The 12979-nt window shown below is 60.1% G+C and carries 16 protein-coding genes; 8 read left to right on the top strand and 8 right to left on the bottom strand.

All coding sequences use genetic code 11. From position 1 onward, the window contains the following. Positions 1-53: 53 nt before the first annotated feature. Positions 54-245, bottom strand: coding sequence for a hypothetical protein (locus PG881_RS19330; RefSeq protein ID WP_005307420.1), 192 nt, complete (start codon positions 243-245; stop codon positions 54-56). Positions 246-416: 171 nt separating this feature from the next. Between PG881_RS19330 and tusA the strand changes: the two genes are divergently transcribed. Genes tusA through PG881_RS19345 form a run of 3 tightly spaced genes read left to right on the top strand, consistent with a single transcriptional unit; the run spans position 417 to position 1150 of the window. Beyond that, positions 417-662 carry a sulfurtransferase TusA gene (tusA, locus tag PG881_RS19335; RefSeq protein WP_270802207.1) on the top strand — a complete coding sequence of 82 codons (246 nt, stop codon included), beginning with the start codon at positions 417-419 and terminating at the stop codon, positions 660-662. 21 nt (positions 663-683) lie between these two features. Continuing rightward, complete coding sequence (locus PG881_RS19340) at positions 684-1031, top strand: RidA family protein (RefSeq protein WP_270802209.1); 348 nt, start codon at positions 684-686, stop codon at positions 1029-1031. Between the two features lie 26 nt (positions 1032-1057). Further along, positions 1058-1150 carry an endoribonuclease L-PSP gene (locus PG881_RS19345; RefSeq protein ID WP_270802273.1) on the top strand — a complete coding sequence of 31 codons (93 nt, stop codon included), beginning with the start codon at positions 1058-1060 and terminating at the stop codon, positions 1148-1150. Between the two features lie 74 nt (positions 1151-1224). Here the strand turns inward: PG881_RS19345 and PG881_RS19350 are convergent, their stop codons facing one another. Then, positions 1225-1881 carry an OmpA family lipoprotein gene (locus tag PG881_RS19350; protein WP_011704158.1) on the bottom strand — a complete coding sequence of 219 codons (657 nt, stop codon included), beginning with the start codon at positions 1879-1881 and terminating at the stop codon, positions 1225-1227. Positions 1882-2138: 257 nt separating this feature from the next. Between PG881_RS19350 and PG881_RS19355 the strand changes: the two genes are divergently transcribed. Next, positions 2139-2699: a cysteine hydrolase family protein gene (locus PG881_RS19355; protein ID WP_270802211.1), complete on the top strand. Its 561-nt coding sequence runs from the start codon at positions 2139-2141 to the stop codon at positions 2697-2699. Between the two features lie 62 nt (positions 2700-2761). Here PG881_RS19355 and PG881_RS19360 read toward each other — a convergent pair whose 3' ends face one another. After that, entirely contained in the window at positions 2762-3343 is a 582-nt protein-coding gene (locus tag PG881_RS19360; protein WP_270802213.1) for a DNA-3-methyladenine glycosylase I, read from the bottom strand. A 210-nt stretch (positions 3344-3553) separates the two neighbouring features. Between PG881_RS19360 and glyQ the strand changes: the two genes are divergently transcribed. Beyond that, the gene (gene glyQ / locus PG881_RS19365; protein ID WP_016348984.1) at positions 3554-4477 is read left to right on the top strand and encodes a glycine--tRNA ligase subunit alpha; all 924 of its coding nucleotides are present in this window, start codon (positions 3554-3556) and stop codon (positions 4475-4477) included. A 9-nt stretch (positions 4478-4486) separates the two neighbouring features. After that, the gene (gene glyS, locus PG881_RS19370) at positions 4487-6556 is read left to right on the top strand and encodes a glycine--tRNA ligase subunit beta (protein WP_270802214.1); all 2070 of its coding nucleotides are present in this window, start codon (positions 4487-4489) and stop codon (positions 6554-6556) included. A gap of 201 nt (positions 6557-6757) precedes the next feature. Here glyS and PG881_RS19375 read toward each other — a convergent pair whose 3' ends face one another. Continuing rightward, complete coding sequence (locus tag PG881_RS19375; RefSeq protein WP_270802216.1) at positions 6758-7132, bottom strand: hypothetical protein; 375 nt, start codon at positions 7130-7132, stop codon at positions 6758-6760. 792 nt (positions 7133-7924) lie between these two features. Beyond that, complete coding sequence (locus PG881_RS19380; RefSeq protein ID WP_270802218.1) at positions 7925-8431, bottom strand: AAA family ATPase; 507 nt, start codon at positions 8429-8431, stop codon at positions 7925-7927. A 230-nt stretch (positions 8432-8661) separates the two neighbouring features. Between PG881_RS19380 and PG881_RS19385 the strand changes: the two genes are divergently transcribed. Both PG881_RS19385 and PG881_RS19390 read left to right on the top strand, forming a co-directional pair. Then, positions 8662-9066 carry a g-type lysozyme inhibitor gene (locus PG881_RS19385; protein WP_270802220.1) on the top strand — a complete coding sequence of 135 codons (405 nt, stop codon included), beginning with the start codon at positions 8662-8664 and terminating at the stop codon, positions 9064-9066. 112 nt (positions 9067-9178) lie between these two features. Next, positions 9179-9658, top strand: coding sequence for a DM13 domain-containing protein (locus PG881_RS19390; protein WP_270802222.1), 480 nt, complete (start codon positions 9179-9181; stop codon positions 9656-9658). A 91-nt stretch (positions 9659-9749) separates the two neighbouring features. On the opposite strand, the gene PG881_RS19395 is transcribed toward PG881_RS19390, so the two are convergent. From PG881_RS19395 to PG881_RS19405, 3 genes are all read right to left on the bottom strand, one after another. After that, the gene (locus tag PG881_RS19395; RefSeq protein WP_270802224.1) at positions 9750-10976 is read right to left on the bottom strand and encodes an aromatic amino acid transporter; all 1227 of its coding nucleotides are present in this window, start codon (positions 10974-10976) and stop codon (positions 9750-9752) included. 287 nt (positions 10977-11263) lie between these two features. Beyond that, complete coding sequence (locus tag PG881_RS19400; protein ID WP_252376179.1) at positions 11264-12481, bottom strand: 4Fe-4S binding protein; 1218 nt, start codon at positions 12479-12481, stop codon at positions 11264-11266. A 121-nt stretch (positions 12482-12602) separates the two neighbouring features. Then, positions 12603-12944, bottom strand: coding sequence for a DUF1971 domain-containing protein (locus PG881_RS19405; RefSeq protein WP_016348974.1), 342 nt, complete (start codon positions 12942-12944; stop codon positions 12603-12605). Between the last annotated feature and the right edge of the window lie 35 nt (positions 12945-12979).

The following is a 12979-nucleotide window of genomic DNA, read 5'->3' on the forward strand; positions in this document are numbered from 1 at the left end:
AAACGACAAAGGCGGATGAGATATCCGCCTTTGTCGTTGTGAAAATATTGGGGTCAGGATTGATCGTTTTCGTCCTCATCCTCGTCGTAGTAATCGCTGAGCTCGATCCAGAGCCCCAGTCCGATCATCACCATGGAACCGAACCAGGTGCCGGTGTTACCGATCGGGCTGCCCATCACTATCATGGCGAAAGACAAGAACCCCATGCCTGCGTAGGCTTGTAATCTGCCGTAGGAGACCTGCATATTCACACCTCCTTGTTGAATATGGTTCAATTTTTATATTACTCATACGGCGGGGAGTGGGTAGGCCCAGATAACACTTTGGTTACATATGCTGCCAGTTGCCGGAGTGGTTTGATTATTTTTTCGCCGTGAGTATCATTGGCAGCTGATTTGGTTGAAGGTTGATTATTGATGAGTGCTTTATTCTACGACGCAACTCACGAGTTGGACGCAATCGGGCTTCGTTGCCCCGAGCCAGTGATGATGGTTCGTAAAAAAGTGCGGTTGATGGCTGACGGGGAGACCCTGCTGGTCAGTGCCGACGACCCCTCAACCACCCGCGACATCCCCAGTTTCTGCCGCTTCATGGATCACACCCTGGTCGCCAGCGAGACAGAGCAGGCCCCTTACCGCTATCTGATCCGCAAGGGTCAGTGAGCCCCAACACCGGAGCAATCCATGCCAGCCATTACCCGAATCGGCACCACCCAGCGTTGGTCTGACGTGGTCATTCACAACGGCACCCTCTACGTGGTGGAAGTACCCGCCACCGATACCGCCGATATTCACCAGCAGACCCGTGAAGTGCTGGAAAGCCTGCAGCGCCTGCTGGCAGCCAACGGCTCCGGCGTCGACAAGATCCTGATGGCCAACATCTACCTCAAGGACATCGCAGACATCGCGGCCTTCAACGAGCAGTGGGATGCCTGGATCCCGGCTGGCACCGCGCCGGTCCGCGCCTGCGTGCAGGCCCGTCTGGCCCACGAAGGCTACAAGGTCGAAGTTCAGCTCACCGCAGCCGTCTAAGCAAAACGGGATGCCTGGCTCCCCTGATGCCGACACAGCCCCCTGTCCGCGCCTGCGTACAGGCCCGCCTGGCCCACGAAGGCTACAAGGTCGAAGTGCAGCTGACTGCCGCCGTCTAAAGCCCGCAACGCCGAATAACAAAAGGCCCCGCCATCGCTGGCGGGGCCTTTTTCATGGCTGCAAACCGGACTGCTTAGGCGGTCGGGGTCAGGGTGATGGTCACCCGACGGTTCTGGGCCTTGCCTTCGGCGGTGCTGTTGGTGGCAACCGGCTGATCCGGGCCCACGCCGCTGGTGGAGATCCGGCTGCCAGTCACACCCTGGCCGATCAACTGGGCGGCGACGGCATCGGCGCGCTGGGCGGAGAGCTTCATGTTCAGTTCGCGGGAGCCGGTGCTGTCGGTGTGACCGACCACGTTCAGGCGGGTCTTGTCGAACTCACCGACCACCATGGCCACACCGGACAGGGTGTTGGCACCGGCCGCTTTCAGCTGGGCGCTGGAGCTGTCGAAGGTGACGTTGTTCGGCATGTTGAGGATCAGCTGGTCACCGTTGCGGGTCACGCTGACACCGGTGCCCTGCAGCTTCTCGCGCAGCTTGGCTTCCTGCACATCCATGTAGTAGCCGATACCACCGCCCAGCGCGGCGCCGGCGGCCACGCCGGTCAGGATCCCTTTCTTGCGGTCACCCTTGCTGGAGGAGAGCGCGCCCACGGCGGCGCCAGTGGCCGCGCCAGCCAGCGCGCCCCAGGCGCCCTTGGAGGTCTGGGATTCACCAGTGTAGGGGTTGGTGGTACAGCCGGTCAGGGCTACGAGCAGGGCAACGGCGGGAACAAGTGTCTTGAAATGCATGAAAAACCTCTAAAAAACCGACTCAAATCCAAAGAGGGCGCATTCTACCCCAGAGCTGTGCCAAGGTGTGACGCTGTCGATGCAGATCCCCCCATCTGCCACGCATGGCTGCCGCTCGGGCAGAGGTATGCGCCCCGAACCTCGCTGACGTTTCACGGTCAGCGCGAACAACACATCGGCCCACGCCCCCCAGATGCGGGTTGCCGACCCGGTGACATTACCGCCAGAGTGAGGCTCCCCCACAACGGAGCCAGCCCATGTCTTCACTCGCCCATTCCGCCCTGCTCATCATCGACATGCAGGTCGGCCTGCTGCATGGCCCGGAGGCGCCCCATGCCGGCCCACAGCTACTGGCCAACATCAACCGGCTTGCCGATGCCGCCCATAGTGCCGGCATCCCCGTACTGGCGGTACGCCACACAGGCCCGACCGGTAGCCCCATCGCTGCGGGCAGCCCCCTCTGGCAACTGGTGCCCGAGCTGGCCGTGACCGCAGCCGACCTCGTGTTCGACAAACAGCGACCAAGTGCCTTTCACGGCACAGCCCTCGATAGCTGGCTGAAGCAGCGCGGGGTACAGACCCTGCTCGTCACCGGCATGAAAACCCAGTACTGCATAGATACCACCTGCCGGGCGGCAGCGGATCTCGGTTATTCCGTGGTACTGGTCAGCGATGCCCACACCTGCATGGATACCCAGACACTTGCCGCAACCCAGATCATCGCTCACCACAACGCCACCCTGGCCGGCCCCTTCGTCCAGCTGATGAGCAGCGATGAGGTGTGCGAGGCGCTGACTCATACCCTTCAGCCCGGATAATTCTGGGCTCAAGATGCAAAAGGGAGGCATCAGCCTCCCTTCTCTTTTACCTTGCGCCCGGTTTATTGGCGCGCAGGCCCCTGCTGGCACTCGGCGTGACAGGGGCAGGTCACCAGATGATCGTTCACCATCCCCACCGCCTGCATGAAGGCGTAGCAGATGGTGCTGCCGACGAAGGTGAAGCCGCGTTTCTTGAGCGCCTTGGACATGGCATCCGACTCCGCTGAGGTCGCCGGAATGTCGCCGTTGCCCTGGCGCTGGTTGACGATGGGGGCGCCGCCCACGAAGCCCCACAGATAATCGACAAAGTCGACGCCTTCGGCCTCCAGCGCCAGATAGGCCCGGGCATTTTTGATGATCGACTGCACCTTGAGCCGGTTGCGGATGATGCCGCTGTCCTGCATCAGCCGCGCCACATCCTGCTCGTCGAACTGCGCGATGCGCACCGGATCAAAATCCGCATAGGCGCGATGGTAGCTCTCGGTGCGTTTCAGTATGGTGATCCACGACAGCCCCGCCTGCTGGCCGTCGAGGCAGAGCTTGGCAAACAGCTCGCGCGAATCATGGACCGGCCTTCCCCACTGTTTGTCATGGTATTCGATGTATTCCGGGTCCTTGGTCACCCAGGCGCAACGCAACTCCATTCCCTCTCTCCTGTCATTTCATCCAATCCCCGAGGTCGATGCCAACCCGGGCGTGGGAGTGCCGACAACCCCTCCCGCCCAGGCCCGGCGCAGTGCCATCCCGTGAATCCGCTGCAATTTCGCCTATTATCCGACCATGCCAGACGGTATACTCCCTCGGTTCACATTCAGCAAATCTTGCTCTGATTTTCACTTCGCGCGAAAAAAATTATGCAAAAATTCGATGTCAAAACCTTTCAGGGCCTGATCCTGCAGCTGCAGGACTATTGGTCCCGCCAGGGCTGTACCATCATTCAGCCGCTGGATATGGAAGTGGGTGCCGGTACTTCCCACCCCATGACCTGTCTGCGTGCCCTGGGCCCGGAGCCCATCGCCTGCGCTTACGTGCAACCGTCCCGCCGTCCGACCGACGGCCGCTACGGTGAAAACCCGAACCGCCTGCAGCACTACTACCAGTTCCAGGTGATCATCAAGCCTTCCCCCGACAACATTCAGGAACTCTATCTGGGCTCCCTGAAAGAGCTGGGCATGGATCCTGAAATCCATGACATCCGCTTCGTGGAAGACAACTGGGAAAACCCGACACTGGGTGCCTGGGGTCTGGGTTGGGAAGTGTGGCTGAACGGCATGGAAGTAACCCAGTTCACCTACTTCCAGCAGGTTGGCGGCCTCGAGTGCAAGCCGGTCACCGGCGAGATCACCTACGGTCTCGAGCGTCTGGCCATGTACATTCAGGGCGTAGACAGCGTCTACGATCTGGTCTGGTCTGACGGCCCGCTGGGCAAGACCACCTACGGCGACGTGTTCCACCAGAACGAAGTGGAGCAATCCACCTACAACTTCGAACACGCCGATGTAGAGTTCCTGTTCCACTGCTTCGAGCAGTACGAGAAGGAAGCCCAGCACCTGCTGGCACTGGAAAAACCGCTGCCGCTGCCTGCCTACGAGCGCATCCTCAAAGCCGCTCACTCCTTCAACCTGCTGGATGCCCGCAAGGCCATCTCGGTCACCGAGCGTCAGCGCTACATCCTGCGCATTCGCACCCTGACCAAGGCCGTGGCAGAGGCATACTACGCCTCCCGCGAAGCGCTGGGCTTCCCTATGTGTCAGCGCAGTGAGAACAAGCAAGGTTAAGGAACGGACATGGCACAACATACATTTCTGGTAGAGATCGGTACTGCTGAGCTGCCGCCCAAAGCCCTGCGCTCCCTGGCCGAAGCCTTTGCCGACAACCTCAAAAGCGAACTGACCAAGGCCGATCTGGCCTTCGGCGACGTCGAGTGGTTTGCCTCACCGCGCCGTCTGGCGCTGAAGGTGAGCGAACTGGCTGGCGAACAGCCGAGCAAGAGCGTCGAGAAGCGCGGCCCGGCCGTGTCTCAGGCGTTCGATGCCGAAGGCAAGCCGACCAAGGCTGCCGAAGGCTGGGCCCGTGGCAACGGCATCACCGTTGAACAGGCCGAGCGTCTGGTCACCGACAAGGGCGAGTGGCTGGTTCACACCGCCAAGGTCGAAGGCCGTCCGGCCAAAGAATTGCTGGGCGAACTGGTTGCCTCCGCACTGGCCAAGCTGCCCATCCCGAAAATGATGCGTTGGGGCGACAAGACCATCCAGTTCGTGCGTCCGGTGTTCACCGTGACCCTGCTGCTGGATGGGGAGCTGGTGCCCGCTCACATTCTGGGTATCGACTCCGCCCGCACTATTCGCGGTCACCGCTTTATGGGCGAGAGCGAATTCACCATCGACAACGCCAGCCAGTACCCGCAGATCCTGCAGGAGCGCGGCATGGTGATTGCCGATTTCATGGCGCGCAAGGCCAAGATCAAGGCTGACGCCGAAGCGGCCGCTGCCGCCTTCGGTGGCGTTGCCGATCTGGACGACGCCCTGCTGGAAGAAGTGACCGCACTGGTCGAGTGGCCGGTGGTGCTGACCGCCAACTTCGAAGAGAAGTTCCTGGCCGTTCCGGCCGAGGCGCTGGTGCACACCATGAAAGGTGACCAGAAGTACTTCCCGGTCTACGACAAGAACGGCAAGCTGCTGCCGAAGTTCATCTTCGTCACCAACATCGAGTCCAAAGACCCGAGCCAGATCATCAGCGGCAACGAGAAGGTGGTTCGCCCCCGCCTCTCTGACGCCGAGTTCTTCTTCAAGACCGACCTCAAGCAGACCCTGGCCTCCCGCCTGCCGCGCCTTGAAACCGTGCTGTTCCAGCAACAGCTGGGCACCGTCAAGGCCAAGGTCGAGCGCATCGAGACCGTTGCCGGCTTTATCGCCGAGCGTATCGGTGCCGACGTGGCTCAGGCCAAGCGTGCCGGTCTGCTCTCCAAGTGTGATCTGATGACCAACATGGTCGGCGAGTTCACCGACACCCAGGGTGTCATGGGGATGCACTACGCCCGTCACGATGGCGAAGACGAAGCAGTTGCCGTGGCCCTCAACGAGCAGTACATGCCGCGCTTTGCCGGCGATGCCCTGCCGTCCGGTCTGGTTGCCTGCGCCGTCGCGCTGGCCGACAAGTTCGACACCCTGGCCGGTATCTTCGGCATCGGCATGCTGCCGAAGGGTGACAAGGACCCGTTCGCCCTGCGTCGCGCCGCCATCGGCGCCCTGCGCATCATGACCGAGAAGCAGCTGGACTTGGATCTGGTTGAACTGGTTGAAGAAGCGGTACGCGTCTACGGCGACAAGCTGACCAACAAAACCGTCGTCACCGACGTGGTCGACTTTATGCTGGGCCGCTTCCGCGCCGCCTATCAGGACGAAGGCATCGGTGCCGACGTGGTGCTGGCCGTACTGGCCCGCCGCCCGACCCGTCCGCTTGACTTCGATCGTCGCGTCAAGGCCGTCAGCCACTTCCGCACGCTGGATGCCGCACTGGCACTGGCTGCCGCCAACAAGCGCGTGAGCAACATTCTGGCCAAGGTTGAAGGCGAACTGCCGACTGCCGTCAAACCGGAACTGCTGGTCGATGCCGCCGAGAAGGCGCTGGCCACCCAGGTTACCGAACTGCAAGCCGAACTGGCCCCGCTGTTCGCCGCTGGTGACTATCAGGCTGCCCTCACCCGTCTGGCCGCCCTGCGCGAGCCGGTCGACACCTTCTTCAACGAAGTGATGGTGATGGCAGAAGACGAGGCCCTCAAGGCCAACCGTCTGGCACTGCTGAACAACCTGCGCAACCTGTTCCTGCAAGTGGCGGATATCTCCCTGCTGCAGTGATCTTGGTTGAGTAAGTGATATAAAAAACGGCGCCGAAAGGCGCCGTTTTTTTATAAAGCATTCTTCATAGTTTGAAAAAGGATGTATCAAATTCACCCTGTAAATTCAACCTATCCTATTGCTGGTAAAATAGGTAAAAATTCAAAAAAATAACAACCGCAGCCCCATTAATTCATTCTATTCTATCAGATTAGACTCTATTTAATTGCAAGATAGTTCGTCAAACCACAAAAGAAGTGCGTAAACAGTACCATCTTCAGTTAGTTTATTTGAATGAACGTAATCATAGAATCTATTTTCAATGTTTTTAGATGATGTTAGCTCATTGAAAATACAAGATGCCTTAGATTTATTTTTCTCTGAAACTTTTTGAAGTGACAGCATTACCAAAGGTAATATTTCATCTTGCCTTTTCTTGCAGTTAACCGCATTTATGTAGTCAGAACACTCGAGTGTCATTAATAATGAGGCATCGCCTGCATTATTAACATAATAATTTGAAAATGTTGCTGGCTCTGGCTTTGCACAGCCAAACAAGGCCATGATATATATAGTAAATATAAATTTCATGTTCATTACAAGCGTCCGATACAACTAGGTGATGCCCCACCTTCTCTACTATACGCACTTCTTAAGCCACAACGGTTACCCTGAGCATCCAAGTCTGCCGGACAAGCACAATTACCCTCATAGCTGTTGGAACTACTTCCCCCTCCTCCCTGCGCAGCTGCAACTACACCAACTATTGCTAGAGTACCCAGAACAACATCTGCACTCACAGCCCCACCACACTTCAAATAGTTATATTTCACCTTTTCTGCAGCATATTTTTCCTTACTGCAATAATATGGACTCATACAGCCAGAGATACATAACGAGAGAATTAAAATTAATTTTTTCATTTCTTATAACACTTCATGATTTATTTGTTTGGCAAGCATTTATAATATATGTTGATACAAAAGCAACTCCGATTTAAATTATAAATGACTCCATGCGAAATTTTAAAAAATGCTTTTGTAATTAGGTGTTGAACTATCAACATATTAACCTTACCAGCTTTTATTATCTTTTTGGAGACTTCGATGATAATCAAGTTGATATTTTCAACACTTTATTGATATTAATCATATTTATTATATTAAAATTCACTATTTTTCCTCCTAGCTGTATAAATCGAACCTTCCACCAGCACGCCAATAGCTCGTAGGTTCGATTAGCAGTCAGGCATAATCGGACGTTCGCGTAAATAGATTCTCCCGCCATGACAGCAAGCCAAAATTTCCCCTGCGGCTGGCCGCCTCTGTTGCACGGCAACAACCTCAACAAAAACCTCTCGTTCGTCCGATTATGCTGCGTCAATCGAACCTACGATTCCTGTGCCAATGCGGCAATGATCTGCTCCACGCTCTGGGTGACCGACAGGGTGGCGCTATCCAGCACCAGACGCTCCCTGTCCCAGGGTTGATAGTCGCGATCGATCACCGCCTGCCAATCCGGCAATGCCAGCCCCTCGATATCCACCGTCCGGTTTTCGACCCGCTCGCGGTGCAGCTTCGGATTGGAGCAGACCATCTCGACATCGAGACAGGGCACCCCGACCGAGAGGGCGATGTCGTGGTAAGCATCCCGGGTGAGCTGGATGGGGTTAACGGAATCCGTGATGACGATCGAGCCGAGTTTCAGGTTTTCTCTGGCCAACCCATAGGCAACGAAATAACCGGCCGGCCCCATCTCGTTACCCTCCTGCTCAGCGGCACGAATAGCCTGCTCTATGGTATCGATGCGCAGGTAGACGGCGCCCAACCGCTGGGCCAGCGCTCGCGCTATGGTGCTTTTTCCGCTGCCCGGCAAACCACTGAAGATGATCAGCATGTTCCATTCCCGTGATAAAAGAAGAACCCGAGCCATAGGGTATCGGATTGCCATCGCGCTCACAGCGTCTGATTCAAAGCTGCACGGGATATCCCCGCCACGTATCTCACCTGTTCATGCCAACTCGGCCGGGACGATATCTCTGACCCGGATAGGCAGCCCGCCGATTTGGGCATATCTTGTCGGGGCGGCTCTGCCAGGGTGACAGGGCCCCTTCACGAGGTGCAACGATGAAACGAGCAATCCAGGCCGCCCTGCTGGCCGTCACCATGGCCGCCGGTGCGCAGGCCGCCGACAAGGTCACCACGGTTCCGGTACAGTTTGCCAAGGGGGCCCACAGCGCCCAGCTCAAGGGCAGCTTCACCGGCTATGACACCATCCATTACACGCTAGTGGCCAAGGCGGGCCAGACCATGACGGTCAAGATCGGCGGCAGCAGCAACGCCAACTTCAATGTCTTCGCCCCCGGCGCTCAGCCCGGTCAGGCCGAGGCGCTGGGCAGCAACGATGGCGATGGTCAGTGGCAAGGCGCTCTGCCCGCCTCCGGCAAGTACCTGATCCAGGTCTATCAGATGCGCGCCTCCGCCCGCCGTGGCGAGCAGGTGCCCCACACCCTGTCGGTCAGCATCCAGTAAACCCCGCCCACGCGATGCCCGTGCAACCACCGTCATGCCCCATCCCGGGGTGGGCATGACGGCGGCCTGCTGGTAGGGTGGTGCCATCAATTAATCAACGACCGAGACAGCCATGCAACGCAAAACCCTGGCCCTGCTGCTGGCCAGCCATCTGCTGGTGGGCGCCGTCGGCTTTGCGGCCGGCATCTATGCCCTGCCGATCCTGATAGCCCCGCCCGCCCCCGCCAACGAGCAGGTTGCCGCCCGGCAGGCTCAGGCCAGCTTTCACGGCACCTTTCGCCGGGATCTGCAAGACAGCGACCGGCTGCACTGGGGCGAAGGGCAGGTCAGCATCGGACCCGACACCATCAGCCTGATGGGCAAGCTGGCGCCGGGCCCCGACTACCAGCTCTACCTGTCACCTGTCTTCGTCGAGACCGAGGCCGACTTTGCCCGCCTGAAGGAGAAGATGGTGAAAATCGGGCCGGTGAAGACCTTCGACAACTTTATCGTCCCCCTCCCTGCCGATGTGAGCCCGGCCGACTACGACAGCGTGATCATCTGGTGCGAGACCTTCGGCCAGTTCATCACCGCCGCCCGCTACCGGCAGTAACGCCACAGGTGACCGCCAGTGCTGCATCATAAAAAAACGGCGCCATCAGGCGCCGTTTTTTGTCGCAGTCTGCCGGGACAGGCCGGGGTTATCAGCCGGTGTAGACGGGCAGCATGCCCGCCATGTTGAGCAGGTGGAATGCTGCGGTCAGCACCCCGAACAGGAAGACACCGGCGATCATCGGCATGCCGCCCGGTGCCCGGAAGCCCTCCTGTTTGTCACCTTGCTTGCCCTTGCCGGCGCGCACCTTCCAGGCCAGCAGGGCCGGGATGATGCAGGTCCACAGGGTAGCCACGGCGCCTGCGTAGCCGATGGCCATCAGGAAGCCGAACGGGAACAGCAGAGAGAGCAGCAGCGGCGGCAGGAAGGTGGCCGCCCACGACTTGGCGCGGCCGCCACGGCTGTTGTCGAACTTGAACAGATCCGCTAGATAGTCGAACACCCCCAGCCCCACCCCGATGAAGGAGGAGAGGATGGCCGCCATGGAGAAGAGGTTGAGGGCGTTGGCAACCGCCTCGGATTCGATCACCGAGGCCAGCGCCTTGAGCAGCACGTCAACGTTGCCGCCCTGGGCTACCACCGGGCCGAACTCGCTGCGCGGCAGGTTGCCGAACACGCTCACCAGCCAGATGAGGTAGAACAGCAGGGCGATGGCGGTGCCGCCGAGGATGGCGTAACGGGCGCGGCGCTCCTCACCATAGTAGGCGCGCATGGACGACACCGAGTGGTGATAACCAAACGAGGTGAGTGCCACCGGCAGCATGGCCAGCGCATAGGGGGCATAGCTGGCATGCTCGCTCAGGGTATCGAACAGCAGGGTCGGCTTGATGTTGAGCGACAGCCCAGAGATGCCGAACACGAAGCTCAGCCCCATGGCGATGACCAACACTACTGAGATGCGATCCACCGCCCGGGTGGAGTGCCACACCAGGCCGGAGAAGCCCAGGGTAAACAGGACTGAACCCCACTGGCTGCCGATGCCGGTCATGCCGTCGATGATGAGGCCGGCCGAGGTGATGTAGGCGTAGAGCAGGATGCCGCCGACGAAATAGACGGTGAGGTTGTTGAGGGCGTTGAGCTTCTCCCCCAGCAGTTTGCGGGTCACGGTATCGAACGACACGCGCAGCGGATAGCCCTGATAGGACTCCAGCAGCATCCAGCCGGAGAGCGTCATCACGATCATGGTCAGGGTAATGGCCAGCACCGACCAGATGGTCCAGGCGCCCGCCCCCGCACTCGGCAAGCCCAGCATGCCGGCCCCTACACAGACGCCGGCAATGATGCATGCCCCGCCCACCAACGATGGTTTCTGTCCCATTTACTTCTCCAAAGACGATTGTGGATCTGATCGCGACCGCGGACCGTTGCATGTGCTACGCCGGTTGTCATGGTAGATCGCGCTCATCTAGGTGCCGGCGCCCGGCGCTAGCTGCTTCGCAAGGGAAGCAAGGTGCGCTCAAGGCGGGCTGCCGGCCCGACACGGCAGCAGGGCCGCATGTCGGGGAAGGGACTTTACCCTGCTACCCCTCAGGTATCAAATGCGGGTGCATGTTCAGGCTGCCCAACGGGCCCTTCGCAGACAGCCTGCAACTGGCTCCTTGTGACTCAATGAGTGAGTTGCGGCAACAGTTGCAGCAGGTGGGCGCGATCTGCCAGCGGCGTCTGGCTGACCCAGATCCCCAGCAGGCCGTAAGCGAGCAGCGGCAGCACCAGCAGCAACAGACAGAGCAGCCCCAGCAGCCAACGGGGCTCAAGCCTGCGCGTCTTGCTGCCAAGGTGAAGCGCATCGGCCCGCTTGGGGCAGGCGGCCACGCAGCTCAGGCAGCTGGTGCACTCGAGACTGCGCACCGCGATGAGCTGGTGTACCTGGATGCGCGACGGGCAGGCCCGGCTGCACTTGTCGCAGTCGTGGCCCGCACTGCGCAGGCAACGGGCCGGGTCACGGCGAATGCGCAATGGGGTCAGCAGGCCGAGCAGGGCCAGCCAGGCGCCATAGGGGCAGAGGTAGCGGCAGAACCCTTGCCGGAAGGTGGCGGTGAGCAGCAGCACCCAGCCAAGGCACAGACCCGAGATCAGGGTCAGGTTGAAGAAGAAGGCCCCCATCTTCATGTCCGCCGCCTGATGGTAGGGGCTGGTGAAGTAGCCGGGCAGGGCGGCGCTTGGCACCGCGATCAGCACGATAAACAGCAGAAAGGCGAGCACCAGAAACTTCTGGCCGCGCAATACGACATCGAGCCAGCGCGGCGGCGTCCACTCCCCCGCCAGCCATCGGCTGCGCAGGCCATGCAGCCACTCACCCACCAGCCCGAGCGGGCAGAACCAGGCGCAGAACGCCCGCCCCAGCAGCAGGGCCGACAGCGAGAGCACCAACACAGTGACGGTGGCCGCCGGATGGTGGGGATCCACCAGCCCCTGCCCGAGCCAGGCCCGCAGCCCGAGCCCGCCGGCGATGGGCAGGAAGCCGTCCACCACGTCAGGGCGCACCAGCCAGGGGCTCATCCCCTTCCCCAGCTGCCAGACATGCAAGCCGTACTGCAGCGTCACCAGCCCCCAGCAGAGCAGCAGCATCTGCCGTGTGCGCGTCCGCAGCCACTGGCTGTCGAGCGCCTCGAGGGCGGGCAGCGGCCGCCGCTGGTGCCAGAGAGCAAGCGCGCCGGCCACCAGTCCCACGCCGAGCCAGAGCAGGCTGTCCGCCGCCAGCAACCAGAGCATGAGCAGCAGGCCGAGAGCAAGACGCCACTGCCAGCCCGATCGCGCCTGCCACGCCAGCAGCACCAGATAGGCCAGGCCGGCGGCCATGGTCACGGCTTCGATCACGCTCATGTTTCCCTCACTGCCTCATCCACAACTGGCGGCAAGGATAACGGACATCTGAATTGATTATTTTGATCTGCATGGGCAGAGGGGGACATTTGCGCCCAATGCCCCTCCCCATGGTTGCACCTTATGCCTTGCGGCTGTTGAACAGCGGCTGGTCGGATTCGGCCTGCTCGGCCCAGAAGTGGATGTTGAAGCGGGCATCCTCCGACAGCTCGACTCTGTGCCAGTACTGGGGCGGGCTGGTGGCAAACTCCCCGGCCCGGATCACCAGGCTCAGCTCGGGCTCCTCGGCCTGCTCATCGGCGAAGCCGTGATAGGTGACGGTACCCTCCATCACGCAGAGCTGGCCGAACACCCCGGCCGCGGTGTTGTGGTGGGTGAGCAGGGCCTGGGGCACATTCTGGCGGGTGAAGAAGGGGGTGGAGCGGCGCACCACCCAGTGAGACGGAATCAGTTGCATGGCCATATCGGTTCTCCTCGAGTGGCCGGGTCACCCCGGCC

This window comes from Aeromonas sp. QDB54, assembly GCF_027707385.1.
In the GTDB taxonomy this organism is placed as follows: domain Bacteria; phylum Pseudomonadota; class Gammaproteobacteria; order Enterobacterales; family Aeromonadaceae; genus Aeromonas; species Aeromonas hydrophila.